This window comes from Lysinibacillus fusiformis (assembly GCF_003049525.1).
Classification (GTDB): domain Bacteria; phylum Bacillota; class Bacilli; order Bacillales_A; family Planococcaceae; genus Lysinibacillus; species Lysinibacillus fusiformis.
This window is the reverse complement of record NZ_PYWL01000001.1, coordinates 945,751-961,490: the sequence shown is the minus strand read 5'-3', so window position 1 is coordinate 961,490 and position 15,740 is coordinate 945,751. Positions and strand designations below refer to the sequence as shown.

The following is a 15,740-nucleotide window of genomic DNA, read 5'->3' as shown; positions in this document are numbered from 1 at the left end:
AAGGAGAGGTAAAATAATGAAAAGTAAATGGCTGGCATTCATGTTGATAGCTGTTATAGCAATCGTGCCTGGTATTTTAACATGGGCAATGAATACAGAGGTCACTGCCAAGGCTGCAAGTGTGGGTATGGCTACCCAAAGTTGGCAGGCATCATTCTCTGTAAGCTTAAAGAAAAGTAAAATTACTGAGGACAATGTGTATGTAATGACAGAAAAAGGGAAAAAAGTACCTGCAACGATTGCATTGTTAGAAGATCAAAAAACATTAGTTGTAAAGGAACTTGTACCAGGCAGTTATCAATTACATGTAAAAAAAGAAGCCTTTGCACAGGGAGGACTTAATGTAGCTTCGCAAGTTATTCCATTTACAATTATTGAAACGTTAACATCCGTTCAATCAGAAAAAGAATTAGAACAATATTTTAAGAATTTGTTAAAGGCTCCTAGAGGTGAAATTAGAGAAGAAGAGATGTCTCAAAGTGCAAAAAGTGAAGATAAAGCAACAGCGAATAACGAGTCTACAACTAATAATCAAGTGGAAGGTGTAGAAGAAGGCGATATTGTTGTTGTCAAAGACGGTTTTATTTTTACTGCAAAAGATCAAAGTATTACAGTTGTGAACGCTAAAGACCCGCAGCATTTAAAACAGGCTGCAAATATTAAGCTGAAAGAGTCGCAATATATTTCAAAGCTTGCGCTATATGATAATTTATTAATAGCAATTGGGGATCAATATATTGAAAAAGCAGGCACGGGAATGGTCACAGCTTCATTTTATGACATTTCCAATCCAAACAAGCCAAAACATATACGCGATGTGGGGCAAGAAGGATATCTAAAGGATATCCGTATTGCAAAAGACACACTCTATTTAATTGGTAATATGTATCCGAACTATTGGGTATTACAACAAGAGCAAAAAGCAGATTTAAAACCAAAAACATATGATAGCTTGACAGGAGAAAAGTTCGAAAGTCTACCTTTAGAAAAAATTTCGATTTTGCCTAATACAATGGATGGTACCTATAGTTTAATTACAGCTATCGATTTAAAAAATGGTGCCAAAACAACGGCTAATACAAAAGGGTACTTGGGCGGCAGTAGTGGACTTTATATGTCAGAGAATGCACTATATTTAACGACACCAATTTATGAAGGTAATAACGCCATACCATTAGAAAAACGCGCTATGGATATGATATGGATGCCGAGAGCGGCTGACACGCAAATTTTCAAATGGAATATAGATGGAACAACATTGAATTTCACTGGTAGTACTGAAGTAAAGGGGACTGTTTTAAATCAATATTCTATGGATGAATATAAGGGTAACTTACGAATCTTTACAACAGAAGGTAATACGTGGGATGAGAAAAGTACCTCCTATAACCACCTCTTTATTTTAGATGAACATTTAAAAGCTTTAGGTACAGTGAAAAATATGGCACCTGGGGAAAAGATTTATTCTGCTCGTTTTATGGGAGATAAGGCATATGTGGTGACATTTAAAGAAGTCGATCCACTGTTTGTCATTGATGTAGCAAATCCGAAAAAACCAGCGGTCCTAGGGGAGTTAAAAATTCCGGGCTTTAGTAATTACCTGCATCCATTAGATGAAACACATTTAATTGGTATCGGCTATGATACAGAACAACGCTATGATTCGTATACGAAGCGCAATTTTACGGTGACGACGAATATGAAGATGTCATTATTTGATGTATCAGACTTCAAAAATCCAAAAGAACAATCCACCGTGAAAATTGGCGGAAAGGGATCCTATTCTGAAGTTCAATACAATCCAAAAGCGCTATTCCGAAATAAGGAATACAACTACTTTGGCTTCCCAGTTGTCCAATATGAAGCGGGTAAAGGAGACAACATTGTTTATAAAGGTCAGGGTGCTCAAATTTATGAAATTACTGCAGATAAAGGCATTACTCTAAAAGGGAATATTATGAATGCTACGAACGGTGAGCCATATGAGAATTGGGAGCAGGTCGTACAAAGGGTTGTTTATATAGAGGACGCTCTTTATACAGTAGCGCGTAATGAAGTGAAGAGCTATCAGTTAAAAGACTTTAAACCTCTAGATACATTAATCATTAAATGACAAAAAAAGTCCGATGAATTCAATTAGAATTCATTGGACTTTTCTTTGTGGTGGATCTTACTTTTGACGGTAGGGCAAAATCTCAGAAACTGTTACAAATTCATAGCCCTGACCTTGTAAATAAGCAAGAACAGCATCGAGGCCATCTGCAGTAGATTGATGGATATCATGCATTAGTACTATTGCATTATTGTGTAGATTATTTTTTACATTTGGCAATAATTGCTGTGCATTGCGATGCTTCCAATCTAATGTATCAATTGTCCAAAGCACGACTGGAACAGGAATCTCAGCGTCAATCGTGTCATTAGTTGCTCCATAAGGTGGTCTGAAAACAGTGGCACCGTGATTAATAGCCTTCTCTATTTCAGAGGCTGTTGTATTATACTCTTTCATCACTTGTTCTTGCGTAAGTTTCGTTAAAACCGGGTGATTCCATGAGTGATTTCCGATTTCATGCCCACGTGCAAGTACATCTCTTGCAATATCAGGATAATATTGTACACGACTACCAAGCATAAAGAAGGTTGCTTTTGCATGATATTTATCGAGAATGTTTAATATCTGCTCCGTCACTTTTGGGTGTGGACCATCATCAAATGTCAGCGCAATTCGTTTTTTATTTGGATCACCAGTAGGTGGTGGTGTAATTGGTTTTACATTTTCCATAGCAATTTGAAAATCAGAGGCTAACAATGGGTTAATGAGCGAAAGTGGTAGTTTCACTATTGGGGCACCTGCTGACCCGCTAGCAATCTCATATTCATCGAAATAGAATTGCAACGAATCGTCTGCAATTGCAAAGCGAGTGAAGTTGGACCATTTTGGTTCAGTAGCTTTTAATAATTCATCCTTTAAAAGCTCATCCTTTATTTGGAGATTCTTCTGCAAATCTTTTCGCACATTTGCGGCTAACGTTGATAAATTATTCTCGTCATTTTGTAATAATGTTTGAATAGTTATTTGCTCGCCAGTTTCGTTATTAATAAAGAATGTTTTCGTTGTGACCTCATGGTTAGCTCCACCTACGTAAAGCATCTTTGTTAGCACAAATGAATAGTAATGCTCTCGGTACGGAAATGTTTCAAGACTAATATTTAATTCACCCATAACTTCTTTATCTTTTTTCATAGAGGCTAGATAGTTTTCTTTTGAATCCGTTATGTATTGTAATACGGCATCATTAAAAACTTCGTTATCTGTTTGTGGGTAATGAATGGCAAAAGGTGTACGTTTATCATTAGAAACATCTGTTACAATTCGTATCCCTGGAAACGCAGAACTTTCCGTTGATATATTACTATTAACCGATTCTGTATCGGTTTCTTTTGAAGCACTAATTTTTTGAAACTTAAATTCATCCTTAGATAGGATAATAACGAGTATAATAGTTGTTAAAGCTACAATGAGGCCAAGTAATAAAAAATCTATTATTGGCCCGCGTTTTTTTCTGCGTTCCTGCATGGTGTTGGATACGCTCCCCTCAATTTTATTTTCTATACAATCAGACGTGCCAATCATGAAAAAAGTTATACAAATCTATAAACTTTTATTGTTAATTTATAGAAATTAATGCTAGCCATTTTTCCTTCTTGAAGTAGTATATCGAACGTGGTTATACTACTGTATTAGTGGATAAAAAATCCTTACTAAAAATAGAACAACCAAAGATCAATTATGTAAAATTAAATTGAAAAAACCCAATCTTTTGCTGAAATTTTCAGTTGTGTTTTTAATGGCAGTTCGATACTATTGGCAAGGAACATTTTGAAGGAGGCAGATAGCTGCAATGGTCTTACAAGAAGCGGATAATGAACTTACGATTGACTGTTTGTTGCTTGCAGGGCGTATTATGATTGAAAGTGGTGCAGAAACATACCGTGTGGAGGATACGATGCTGAGGATGGCACATTCTCAAAATATGCCGAATGCTCAATGTTATGCCACACCGACTGGAATCATTTTTTCGTTAGGCAAGACACAGCCAACGAGAATTTCATCAATTTCCAGCAGGGTTACAGATTTACAAAAAATAGCCTTGGTAAATTCAGTATCTCGGAGACTCACATCTCACATGATAACATTAGAAGAAGCTTATGACGAGCTAAAGTCGATACAAAAAACAAATTATTTTTTACCAACCTATTTACAAGTTATTGCGGCCGCTTTTGCAAGTGGTTGTTTCCTTATTATGTTTAAGGGTGGGTGGTCCGATTTTCCTATCGCTGTTTTAGCAGGGGGGTTAGGCTTCCTAATGCTTGTAATAACGAATCATTTAACAAAAGTTAAATTTTTCTCTGAATTTACAGCATCACTCGTTCTCGGCTTTGTTGCCTTCTTCGCAGTAAAGTATGGTTACGGGACAGAGCTAGATAAAATCATCATTAGTTCTGTTATGCCGCTCGTACCAGGAATTTTGATTACGAATGCAGTTCGTGATTTAATGGCAGGTCATTTTATGTCAGGGATGGCAAAAGGAGCAGAAGCCTTTTTAACTGCCTTTGCCATAGGGGCAGCTATTGCCGTCACCCTAGGATTTTAGGAGGCGACTAGCATGCACATAATGGACATTATCATACAATTAATTGTTAGTTTTTTTGCTACAGCTGGGATTGCCATCATTTTTAATGTACCTAGAAAGACGCTACTTCATTGTGGTCTTGTTGGGGTAATTGGCTGGATTATTTATTATATTTTAACAGAGCAAGGAATGGATGTTGTTAAAGCCTCTTTCTTTGGTTCGTTTGTCATTGCCATCGTGGCTCATCTATATGCGCGTCGATTTAAAATACCGATGATTATTTTTATTGTTGGTGGAATCATTCCGTTAGTGCCAGGAGGCATGGCCTATAATGCCATGAGAAATGTTGTAGAGGATGATTATTTACAAGGCTTACAATATGGTTTAAAGGCATTTTTAATAACAGGGGCAATTGTTATTGGACTTGTCTTTGCAGAAGTAATTATTCAACTCATTTTCCGTTCAGTCCGTTCAAGTAAGGTGAAATTCCAAAAGGTCTATAAAAAATAAAAATAGGAGGCTGCATGTATGCTACGCAGCCTCCTATTTATTGTATTATTTTTTTACAAGCAATGCTTCGATTTCATCTGATGTTACAGGCTTACTAATATAGTAGCCTTGAATAGCATCGCAACCATAAGTAATTAACAAATCAGCCTGTTCCGCCGTTTCGACACCTTCAGCTACTACTTTAAGTTCCATGGATTTACCTAGCTGTACCATACCGTTCATAAGCTTTTGGCTCTTTTCGGATTTTAACAGAGAATTAGTAAATGTTTTATCGATTTTTACTGTATCTATTGGTAAAATTTGCATATATCTAAATGATCCATAGCCCGTACCGAAATCATCTAATATAAAGGAAATGCCTTCGTTTTCTAATTTGCGCATTTGCTGAGCAATAGATGTTGCAGCTTCTGCCTCTAACGCGAATTTTTCAGTGATTTCAATTTGCAGGAGGTTTGCTGGACAGCCTGTTTTAGCAATCATTTCAAGAATGGACTTAGCCATATTTTTATCACGGAACTCTCGTACAGAAGAGTTGATGGATACTTTTAAATCATGGCCAGCTTTTTTCCAAATTAACGCCTGTTCACACGCTCTCTCTAGCATAAAGGAACCGATATTATTAATTAGTCCTGTTTCTTCCGCAATTGGAATTAATTCATCAGGTGAAACCACACCAATCACTTCATCTTCCCAACGTACAAGTGCCTCAACAGCTGTAATTTTTCCAGAATAAACATCGATTTGTGGCTGATATAGGACCTTTAAATTCTTTTGATCAAGCGCTTGTAGTAATCGCTTTTCAATTAACGCTTTTCGATTTAAAGCTTTATGTGTCGCTGTTGATAGTGTCACAATTTTATCTCCCCCAGCTTCACGCACAGTTGAAATAGTAGCAATAGACGCTTTCATAAGCTGAGAAAATGTTGTTTGATCTTCAGGATATCTAGTGATACCACCACTAATAGAGATTGGCACAGCAATATTGCCACTGTAAATAGGGTGCTGTTGTAAGTATGATAAAAAGCCTTGAATAAACCATTCACTTAAAGGTGTGATGACTACAAAATCATTTTCATTGATACGCGCCATCGTGCTATCTTGGAAATACATCTTAATACGATTTGTAAATTCAATAATTAGGCTTTGATCGATTTGTTGATCGTGTAGTTCTTTTAAAGTATAAAATTTATCAATACTTAAATAAACAAATGAAAAGTGTCTGTCATCCTCAATCATATTGCTAATGACCTTTTCAAGTCGGTGGGCATTCATCAGCCCAGTTTCCGTGTCGATATAAGCTATTTTCTCAAGTTGGTGTTGGATAGTTTTTGATTTAGTAATATCCTTTTCAATTAAGAAAAATTGTTGTTCACCTGTTTCCAGATTAAAGGTTGGGATAGCCGTTAGTAATACCCAATAGGATTGTCCCGCTTTGGTGATTTTTTCAACTTCACCTTGCCATGTGTGCCCGTTGTTTAAATTACGCCAGATAATATTTGTCACTTTTTCACTACGATCATTATCTGGGAACAACTGCCAAAATGTTTTGCCGATAACACGCTTTGGCGTCCATTGGCTTGTTTTTAGAAATTCATTATTACATTCTAAGATGAAACCATCGTGGTCAAGTGTTACAGTCATAAATGTAGCATTCAATCCTTGTTTAAGGTCTACAAATGTACTGCAATGAGAGACGGCATTAGTCATTAATTCTGGCAGCATAAAAATCATGAGAATCAAACGTTCTCCTTGCTCTGTATAAGGTTTAGCAAGCAGTGCTGTCGACATTTCTGTTTTTAAAGAGGTGTGAATTTGAATTTTTTCTATATACGTACTTTCCTCGCTTTGGAGGATAGCTTGAAAAGTTTCTCCAGGAAGCTGACGTAGTAGATTTTCGTGTATAGATGGAGTAGTATTTCCTGTAATATCATTAGTTGATAAACCAATCAGATGTTCAGCGCTCTTTCCCCAGATAGTGGCTTGTCCATCTTGATTTAAGATAATTGCAGGAAAAGGAAGTGAATTTAAATAATGTTCATCAATCGTAAATGATTTATGCATATGACTCATGAGTTTTCGATCTCCTTGGGTAATCAATATATACTAATATTATAGATAATTATATGGAATTAGTCATTATGAATATATTTGTAAATATTTGATAATGAAAAGAATTAGGACTTTTCTAATGATATTTAAGAAAAGATTTGAAGAAAAGTAACATTTTTTAGTACGTATATAGGAAGCAGGATTGGTATGCAACGTTTAAAAGGAATAATATTTATCGTTTCGGGTGCTATGTTATGGGGAGCGACTGGCCCCTTGATGGAGTGGTTACTGAACCATACATCATTGACTGTTTCCTTTATGTTAACAATCCGTTTATCGGTTGCAGGTATGATACTAATTACATATTTACTGTTAACGGGAAAAAATATTTTTGGTATTTGGCAGCACAAACTATGGGGTAGACAGCTCATTGTCTTTGGTATTGTAGGTATGCTAGGTGTTCAATTTGCATTTGTAGCAGCGATTCATGAAAGTAATGCAGTGCTAGCGACCTTACTCCAGTTTCTAGCGCCAATATTTGTTGTGGCATATGTCTCTCTTAGTTTAAAGAAATGGCCACCAAAATATCAAGTAATAGGAATTATTGGTACCCTTATGGGGTTATTTCTACTACTAACGAACGCATCATTTGAAAGTTTGCTTATTAGTCCAAAAGCATTGCTATGGGGTGTAGCAGTAGGTTTAACCTTTGCTTTTTACACATTATATCCTGCGCGTTTAATGAGAGAGTGGAATGTGTTGTTAGTAGTTGGCTGGGGGATGCTAATAGGTGGGCTCACATTAGGTATAGTGAGTCGGGTATGGCTGTCTAACCAATGGGTCGTTTTTACTGATTTTAAAACACTACTTTTAATGGTTGCTTTAATATTTTTTGGAACAGTCGCTTTCATATTGTTTTTAAGTAGTATGAAATATATAACAGCTGTAGAGACGAGTATCCTCTCCAGCATTGAACCATTAACGGCTATGATTATTTCAGTTATTGTCTTTGGTACTTCTTTAGGATTCTGGCAATTAGTAGGGGTATTCGTTATGCTTGTGTGTGTAACATGGCTTTCAATCGCAGGTGAGAAAGCATAAATATACTATTGTGGTAGTAATTTTTAACTAGCTATAAATTTCATCTTAGGACAAGGGGGAAAGAATGTGAAAGAAATTTTTTCCTATGTAAGACCTTATAAATGGACAGCTATTTTTGCTTTATGTTTAATGTTGTTAGAGTTGTTTGTAGAGCTTGTACAGCCACTTATTATGGCCAAAATCATTGATGACGGGGTAAGAGCTCAAAATCACGGAATGATTATGCAATGGGGTGCTGTTTTACTCGTACTTTCATTTGTTGCCTTTATGGCGGGTATCGTAAATTCTTACTTTTCATCTCATACTGCTCAAAGCTTTTCTTATGATCTACGAAATGCCATGTTTGATAAAATCCAATCCTTTACACTGGCAACCTATCAAAAATTTTCTACGGCATCTCTCATTACGAGATTAACGAATGATGTCACACAAGTGCAAACGGTGCTGTTTATGAGCTTACGTATTATGCTTCGGGCACCTCTTGCTGTGATAGGAAGCATAGTAATGGCTTTTATTGTGAATGCAAAATTAGCCTTATTTTTAGTCATAGGTGCACCTATCATTTTAATTTTCCTTATTTTTATGGTCGCAAAGGGCGTATCTTATTTTGGACGGGTGCAGAAAAGAGTCGACCGTTTAAATAGGGTTTTGCAGGAGAATTTACAGGCCATACGTTTAGTAAAAGCATACTTACGGGGGACATATGAGGCTTCACGCTTTGATGAAGTTGCATCTCGTTTGAAATTCGATACTGTCAAGGCTTTACGCATAATGGAGTACATTATGCCAGCTCTTTTATTCATTATGAATATGAGTCTGCTCGCCGTCCTATGGTTTGGTACAAAACAAGTTGCGGCAGGGACAACACCACTTGGAGATATTGTAGCGATTGTTAACTATGCGATGCGTATGACAGGCTCGTTTTCAATGTTCGCTTTTATTATTATTTTTTATGCGCGTGCAAAGGCTTCAGCTGAGCGTATGGCAGAAGTTCTTTCTACAGAAAATGAGGTTGAAGATGTTTCATTTTCAGAGGAAATCAGCCGTAGTAAACATTATGGTGAATTAACGTTTGAACATGTTAGTTTTACGTATCCAGGCGGAGAGGTGTCAGTCCTATCAGACGTCAATTTCCAAGTTAAATCGGGTGAAAAATTAGCGATTATGGGGGCAACCGGTGCTGGTAAATCCACTTTATTACAGCTTATTCCGCGTTTTTATGAAGTAACAGAAGGAAGAATACTAGTAGAAGGACAGGATGTTCAACAGTGGGATTTACAAGAATTACGTGAAGTCATTGGGTATGTCCCTCAGCAGTCCTTATTATTTACAGGCAGTATTGCAGATAATGTGCGTTGGGGAGATACGCATGCTGAAATGGACGCTGTACTACAGGCTACGATGCAGGCTCAAATACATGCATCCGTTGAGGATTTTCCAAATGGTTATGATACAAAGGTTGGGCAAAAAGGGGTCAACTTATCAGGAGGGCAAAAACAAAGGCTATCCATTGCGAGAGCACTCTTGAGAAAGGGACATATATTAATGCTCGATGATAGTACAAGTGCATTGGATGTTAAAACAGAACAGGCACTTTGGGAGGCACTGAGCGAAGAACATGCTACGATGCTTGTGGTCACGCAAAAAATTCGTACCGCTAAAGGTGCAGACCGTATTTTACTGATTGATGCTGGAAAAGTAGTTGCCTATGGAACCCATGAAGAGCTTTTACAATGTTCCTCACTTTATAAAAAAATTGCAGTCTCTCAACAGGAGGTGGAGGAATAATGGGATTTTTCCAAAAACCTTTTGGCTATGAGCCGATTTTGACTAAAGATGATCTTCAGAAGGCTGTGAAGAAAAAGAAAGGGCCACGAGCAAGTGATTGGAAAAGTACATTGCTACGGTTATGGAAAATTGTCGATGAGCAACGAGCACTCCTAATTGTAGTTCTTTTACTAGTGATGACTAGTTCAATTTTGGCTTTGATAGGTCCCTATGTAATTGGACAAATGATTGATCACTATGTTATGCATGGAGAGCTAGCTGGCTTAGGCAAGGGGATTGTATTATTGATCTGCATTTATTTGTTGCTGGCCGTCTCCCTGTTCCTACAAAATTATTGGATGATTGGTATTGCTCAGCAAACGATTTATAGGCTAAGAACAACTGTATTTGGTCATTTTCAACGACTGCCGATTGCCTTCTTTGATCGTCGTCAGCATGGCGAATTAATGAGCCGTATGACGAATGATATAGAAGCTGTCAGCTCAACGCTGAATAGCTCCTTTATTCAGGTGTTTTCAAGTGTACTAACGCTTGGAGGAACGATTATTATTATGCTGAGCTTAAGTCCATTACTAACCATTTTAACTATGACCATTATTCCCATTATGTTTTGGGCAATGCGTTGGATTACACGTCGAACTGCTCCTTTATTTAAGGAGCAACAAGCAGCTATTGGGGCTCTGAACGGCATGATAGAAGAAACCATATCTGGACAGCGCATTGTGAAGGCTTTTTCCCAAGAGGAACGAATGAAGGCAGAGTTTCAGGAAAAAAGCTTGCGGTTAAGAAGAACGGGATTTTGGGCACAGACATATTCTGGCTATATTCCAAAGGTCATGAACTTTTTAAATAATATGAGCTTTACTATTGTCGCGGGTATCGGGGGCTTACTTGCTTTGTATGGGCATGTGTCAATAGGGGTTATCGTTATATTTACAGAATATGCTCGGCAATTTACACGCCCATTAAATGATTTAGCCAACCAATTTAATACAGTGCTATCAGCTATTGCTGGTGCTGAGAGAGTATTTGCGTTACTGGACGAACAACCAGAAGGAGAATCTACCTCAGCGAAAAAACATCAGCTATTGGGACATGTAGCTTTTAAGCAGGTGTATTTTAAATATGAACAAGACCAGGAATCTTACACATTAAAAAATGTTGATTTTAAAGTGGAGCCTGGGCAGACGGTAGCGCTTGTAGGAGCTACAGGAGCAGGGAAAACGACAATCCTTCAGCTTATTGCAAGATTCTATGAAGTGACAAAGGGCGAAGTGTTATTTGATGGCATTAATGTTCAGGAAATTGATCGTCCATCCTTGCGTTCCCAAATGGCTTTTGTATTGCAGGATCCATTTTTATTTGAGGCAACGGTTCGTGAAAATATTCGATATGGTCAATTAGATGCAAGTGATGCTGATATTGAGGAAGCAGCAAAGCGTGCTAATGCACATGATTTTATCATGAAGCTTAAGGATGGATACGATACGATTCTTGCTGCAGATGGACGAGAAATTTCACAAGGCCAAAAACAATTACTATCAATAGCACGTGCACTTATTGCGGACCCGAAAATTTTATTGTTAGATGAAGCGACAAGCAGTATCGACACAGTAACAGAAATGGCGATTCAAGAGGCACTTGATACATTAATGCAAGGCCGCACTAGCTTTGTTATTGCACATCGATTAAATACAGTGCATAATGCAGACATGGTGTTAGTTATGCATAAAGGTGAGCTAGTGGAAGCTGGTCCACAGCAAAAACTAATTGAATCGGGCGGTTTATATGCTCAAATGCTTCATTCATCCTCCCATCATTTAGAAGAATAGCCATTGACAACTATGAAAAGAGTAATTTCATTTGAAATTACTCTTTTTTTAATCATATTAACAAATGTAATTAATTTGAATAAATAGTATAATTAATATAAATAAGTAGGGAATAGTATATAGTTTGAAAGTAACTAAATGAAAAGAGTTAATAGTGACAATTTTATGAGTTTGTTAGGTTATTATATATCTAGAATTCATAGTAAATTTTAGTCGTTTTCGTGAACTTTTATAGTAAAAATCCTTTTATTATTGGATTATTTGAAGTAAAATTCTGATTAATAGATGGTGATAATATATTTAGTTGCCAGCTTATTTTCATTCTTGCTACAATAGGGCAATAGTCTGATACAGGAACGGAGTAAACAATGAATATTTCAGTGATGACAGTGTCTTTCCCATTGGATGGAGAAACATTGAAGGAAGTAAAATTATTATGTGAAGAAGCGACAATTCATGATTATCGAGTATACGAAACTATTTTGAATGTGCCAATGGCTAGCTCTTTTGAATCTAAGGGCTTTATGGTATTGGCGTATGAGGATGATCAGGATTTGTTAGTTGGTGTTGCAAGTGCCATTGATTTGATGGGACTCCATACGTATGAGTGGTCACTAGTGGTGACACCTGCATATCGCCAAAAGGGGATTGGGACTGCATTAGTTGAAGGCATACAAGTTGGGCTAAAAGAGCGAGGGGCAGAGGGTCAGTTAGCTGTTGTTATTGATGGTTCCCCACATGGACACACATTTATTGAAAATAAAAATTATGTTTACAGCTTTTCAGAAGCAACCTTAGAAACAAAGGCGGAACCTGTAGCATTACGAAGCGATATTACTATTCTTCCCTATAATGGCGAACAGGCTGAGCTAATTGCTATTTATAGTGAAGCATTTGGTGATTTACCAGAAGAATCAACAGAGCTCATCGCCTTTAATACGTCCACTAATGGAAGAAAGCTATGGATTGCTTATCGAGATGGAGGAGTTGTTGGCACGGTGACGACAGCTCAGGAAAATGAAATACAATGGGTAACAGCCCTTGCAGTCCACCCAAATTGTGAAGGACAAGGTATTGGGACGGCTTTATTGTCCTTTTCAAAGGATTATGCGAGTAAAACCGGTGCCACTTTCGTCATGTTAGATGTTGAAATAGACAATAAAAAAGCAATATCTGTCTATGAAAAGGCTGGCTTTATGAAGGCGCAGCAAATTGATTATTATGTAAAACAATAGCAAAAAGGGCGAGGAGTGATTTTAACTCATCGCCCTTTTTATCATAATTGCGTACTATCTTCATATAGTATTAATAAGCCTTATGAAAGGAGTCGTGATTATGCGCATGCCGGCATTGCCTAAAAAGAAGTCTCCTCCGAAGGAAGCACCTAGTTCGTGGTGGAAAGTGGTTAAGGCCTATCTATCGAAAGGAAAGTTCTATCGATTACCACCGAGAAATTGATGAGGTATAAAAAAGTCGCCTTATAGCGACTTTTTAATTTTCTAATAAAAATGTATTTTTAGAGGGACCTATTAAGTAAAGTTCATGCATTGCCCGTGTGAGTGCTACATAGAGTAGCTTTCGATCAATGGGCGTGTCGTAAAAGGGCGTATCAAACGCAGCTACTATAACCGCATCAAATTCAAGTCCTTTCGCTAGATGGCTTGGAACAACGAGCAACATTTCCTGATTAATAGAATCATTTTCAGTTAGTAGCTGTGCAGGTAGTTGGTGAGCTTTTAAATCTTTTTGCATCATCATTGCTTCAGCAGTTGTTTTGCATATTAAAGCAATGGATCGATGTCCATGTTGACGAATCGTTTCAAAAATTTCTTTAATTTGTAAGGCGTCGAATTGATCCGCTTGAATAAAGCTTGGCACGTTGCCATGACGAACAACAGGCTCCACTAACGGAAGTTGTTCATCCATTTGCGCTAAAATTTCATTAGCGACTTCCATAATTTCAATGGTTGTACGATAGCTTTTTTGCAAAGTTCGAAAGCTTGCTCGTGGGAATAAACTTTGGACAGGCTCCCAAGCAGTTAATGAACGATAGCTATGAATTCCTTGAGCTAAGTCACCAACCATTGTAAACATATCAGTATCCAAACCTGTTTTTAAAGCGGCAAGCTGAAATAGACTATAGTCTTGAACCTCATCGATAAAGACAACGCGCATTTTCCATTCATCAGGAATGCCTTTTAAGCGCGCCTGTAAATAATAAAGTGCAGCTAAATCTTCAAGTGCCCATTGTTCCTTGAGATGTGATTGTAAAAATTGCTGTTGTTCGAGATAATGCCATTCAGGAGCCAGTTCTGCTAACAGCTCTGCATTGGTGAGAAGTGAACGATAAAGAGTTTTAATATTGTGTTTGGTAAAGCGGCGCATATAAGCAGCTGCTGTTGATTTGGCTTCTTTTTCAATAGCAGGAATTCGCTCATCGCGTTCATCGATAAATTTTGTTACGACACGTCGCCGTTTTTCATCATCTCGAATACCATTTAATGCCTTTCCAAGTGCTTCATCATATTTTTTATGGAGTGTAGCTAAAACAGACTGCTTCTTCTGACGAACATGGCTAGCTAACACCTTTTTAATATGTGCCAGTCGTTTTTCGATTGGCATATAAGAAAATTCATATAAAAATAGCTTCTTAAGGTGAGAAGCCCGCATGATACAGTATCTTTCAATATAAACATCTTCAAATTGCTCTGCAATATCTTGCTCCAGTTTTCGAATATAGCGTTCGATAACATCACGATAATAAAGAGAGCCTTTCATTTCAGCAATCCAAGCAGATGGCTGAGAATTTCCTCCGGCCACAAGCGATTCTAATTGCTCATTTGGATTTTGAAGCTTTAATTTTAATTTAGTGGCGGATAGTACGTAATCGGTAAAAGTAGTTTGGCATATTTTATCGACGCCTAGTTCTGGTAAGACATCTCCAATATAATCAATAAATAACTTATTCGGTGCTAAAATCATGAGCTGCTCAGGATTAAAATGCTCACCCATTGTGTAGAGGAAATAGGATATTCGGTGTAGGGCGATGGTGGTTTTTCCACTGCCTGCTGCTCCTTGGACAATAATTGGTTGACGAAGATGTGCGCGAATAATTTCATTCTGCTCTTTTTGGATTGTCGAGACAATTTCGGTTAGACGAACATCAGCTTTACCAGCCAATGCTTCTTGTAACAGTTCATCGTTCGTAGTTAAGTCAATATCACGTATATCGAGCAAATCGCCATTTTCAATTTTATATTGTCGCTTAGCAAATAGATGTCCTTTATGAATTTCTCCGCGGACATCGTACTCCATATCACCAAGACGGCCATCATAATAGACATTCGCTACTGGTGAGCGCCAATCGACAATAATCGGCTCATGTGTTTCACGATGAAATAACGAGGTTTTTCCAATGTAAAGAAGTTCTTCAGGGTCACCTGTCTTTTGAAAATGGATTCTAGCAAAATAAGGCTTCTTTTGAACGGCTTCTAGCCCTTCCTTTTGATTACGGGCCATTTCAAAGAATCGGGCATTGGTTAAGATGTTTAAATAACTCAAACTAGAATCTAAGTAATCAAGATCTGCCATCGACTTCCGAATATTCTCTTGAGCGGATTTTAAATCTCTTTGTGACTCATTTAAAATTTGCTGCATATAACTTTGGGTATACGCTAATCGCTCTACTTCAGTCTGAAAATCTGGATGTTTTACAGTCATTTTTTAGCACCTCCTAGGTACTTACAATTTCAAAGTAGATTATCATACTACTATATATAATATTTACCATCAAGTGAAAGCTTAAAAGCTGAATATGTTACTATTA

General features: G+C 37.4%; 10 protein-coding genes. 7 read left to right on the top strand and 3 right to left on the bottom strand.

Going from position 1 to position 15,740, the window contains the following annotated elements:
- The first annotated feature begins 16 nt into the window (after positions 1-16).
- Complete coding sequence (locus C9J29_RS04625) at positions 17-2,113, top strand: beta-propeller domain-containing protein (RefSeq protein WP_089985954.1); 2,097 nt, start codon at positions 17-19, stop codon at positions 2,111-2,113.
- A 57-nt stretch (positions 2,114-2,170) separates the two neighbouring features.
- Here the strand turns inward: C9J29_RS04625 and C9J29_RS04620 are convergent, their stop codons facing one another.
- The gene (locus C9J29_RS04620) at positions 2,171-3,577 is read right to left on the bottom strand and encodes a polysaccharide deacetylase family protein (RefSeq protein WP_043990091.1); all 1,407 of its coding nucleotides are present in this window, start codon (positions 3,575-3,577) and stop codon (positions 2,171-2,173) included.
- 325 nt (positions 3,578-3,902) lie between these two features.
- Between C9J29_RS04620 and C9J29_RS04615 the strand changes: the two genes are divergently transcribed.
- Together C9J29_RS04615 and C9J29_RS04610 are read left to right on the top strand one after the other, a co-directional pair.
- Entirely contained in the window at positions 3,903-4,655 is a 753-nt protein-coding gene (locus tag C9J29_RS04615; RefSeq protein WP_025115515.1) for a threonine/serine exporter family protein, read from the top strand.
- Positions 4,656-4,667: 12 nt separating this feature from the next.
- Positions 4,668-5,144, top strand: coding sequence for a threonine/serine exporter family protein (locus C9J29_RS04610; RefSeq protein ID WP_043990089.1), 477 nt, complete (start codon positions 4,668-4,670; stop codon positions 5,142-5,144).
- Positions 5,145-5,189: 45 nt separating this feature from the next.
- Here the strand turns inward: C9J29_RS04610 and C9J29_RS04605 are convergent, their stop codons facing one another.
- On the bottom strand, positions 5,190-7,214 hold the full coding sequence (locus tag C9J29_RS04605; protein ID WP_107921718.1) for an EAL domain-containing protein: 2,025 nt from the start codon (positions 7,212-7,214) through the stop codon (positions 5,190-5,192).
- Between the two features lie 186 nt (positions 7,215-7,400).
- Here C9J29_RS04605 and C9J29_RS04600 point away from each other — a divergent pair, with 186 nt between their 5' ends.
- From C9J29_RS04600 to C9J29_RS04585, 4 genes are all read left to right on the top strand, one after another.
- Entirely contained in the window at positions 7,401-8,294 is an 894-nt protein-coding gene (locus C9J29_RS04600) for a DMT family transporter (protein WP_089985957.1), read from the top strand.
- 66 nt (positions 8,295-8,360) lie between these two features.
- Positions 8,361-10,082, top strand: coding sequence for an ABC transporter ATP-binding protein (locus tag C9J29_RS04595; RefSeq protein WP_107921717.1), 1,722 nt, complete (start codon positions 8,361-8,363; stop codon positions 10,080-10,082).
- A complete protein-coding gene (locus C9J29_RS04590) occupies positions 10,082-11,914 on the top strand; it encodes an ABC transporter ATP-binding protein (protein WP_008176175.1) in 1,833 nt (610 codons plus the stop codon). Before C9J29_RS04595 ends, C9J29_RS04590 begins: the two co-directional genes overlap by 1 nt.
- A 368-nt stretch (positions 11,915-12,282) precedes the next feature.
- Positions 12,283-13,149, top strand: a complete 867-nt coding sequence (locus C9J29_RS04585) for a GNAT family N-acetyltransferase (RefSeq protein WP_008176173.1) — start codon at positions 12,283-12,285, stop codon at positions 13,147-13,149.
- Positions 13,150-13,405: 256 nt separating this feature from the next.
- On the opposite strand, the gene helD is transcribed toward C9J29_RS04585, so the two are convergent.
- Complete coding sequence (gene helD, locus C9J29_RS04580; protein WP_107921716.1) at positions 13,406-15,634, bottom strand: RNA polymerase recycling motor HelD; 2,229 nt, start codon at positions 15,632-15,634, stop codon at positions 13,406-13,408.
- Positions 15,635-15,740 lie beyond the last annotated feature (106 nt).

Excerpts from the sequence above, each read along its gene's own strand:
- helD (WP_107921716.1), bottom strand. The coding sequence starts at position 15,634 with ATGACTGTAAAACATCCAGATTTTCAGACTGAAGTAGAGCGATTAGCG.
- C9J29_RS04610 (WP_043990089.1), top strand. The coding sequence starts at position 4,668 with ATGCACATAATGGACATTATCATACAATTAATTGTTAGTTTTTTTGCT.
- C9J29_RS04620 (WP_043990091.1), bottom strand. The coding sequence starts at position 3,577 with ATGCAGGAACGCAGAAAAAAACGCGGGCCAATAATAGATTTTTTATTA.
- C9J29_RS04615 (WP_025115515.1), top strand. The coding sequence starts at position 3,903 with ATGGTCTTACAAGAAGCGGATAATGAACTTACGATTGACTGTTTGTTG.
- C9J29_RS04625 (WP_089985954.1), top strand. The coding sequence starts at position 17 with ATGAAAAGTAAATGGCTGGCATTCATGTTGATAGCTGTTATAGCAATC.
- C9J29_RS04605 (WP_107921718.1), bottom strand. The coding sequence starts at position 7,214 with ATGAGTCATATGCATAAATCATTTACGATTGATGAACATTATTTAAAT.
- C9J29_RS04585 (WP_008176173.1), top strand. The coding sequence starts at position 12,283 with ATGAATATTTCAGTGATGACAGTGTCTTTCCCATTGGATGGAGAAACA.
- C9J29_RS04600 (WP_089985957.1), top strand. The coding sequence starts at position 7,401 with ATGCAACGTTTAAAAGGAATAATATTTATCGTTTCGGGTGCTATGTTA.
- C9J29_RS04590 (WP_008176175.1), top strand. The coding sequence starts at position 10,082 with ATGGGATTTTTCCAAAAACCTTTTGGCTATGAGCCGATTTTGACTAAA.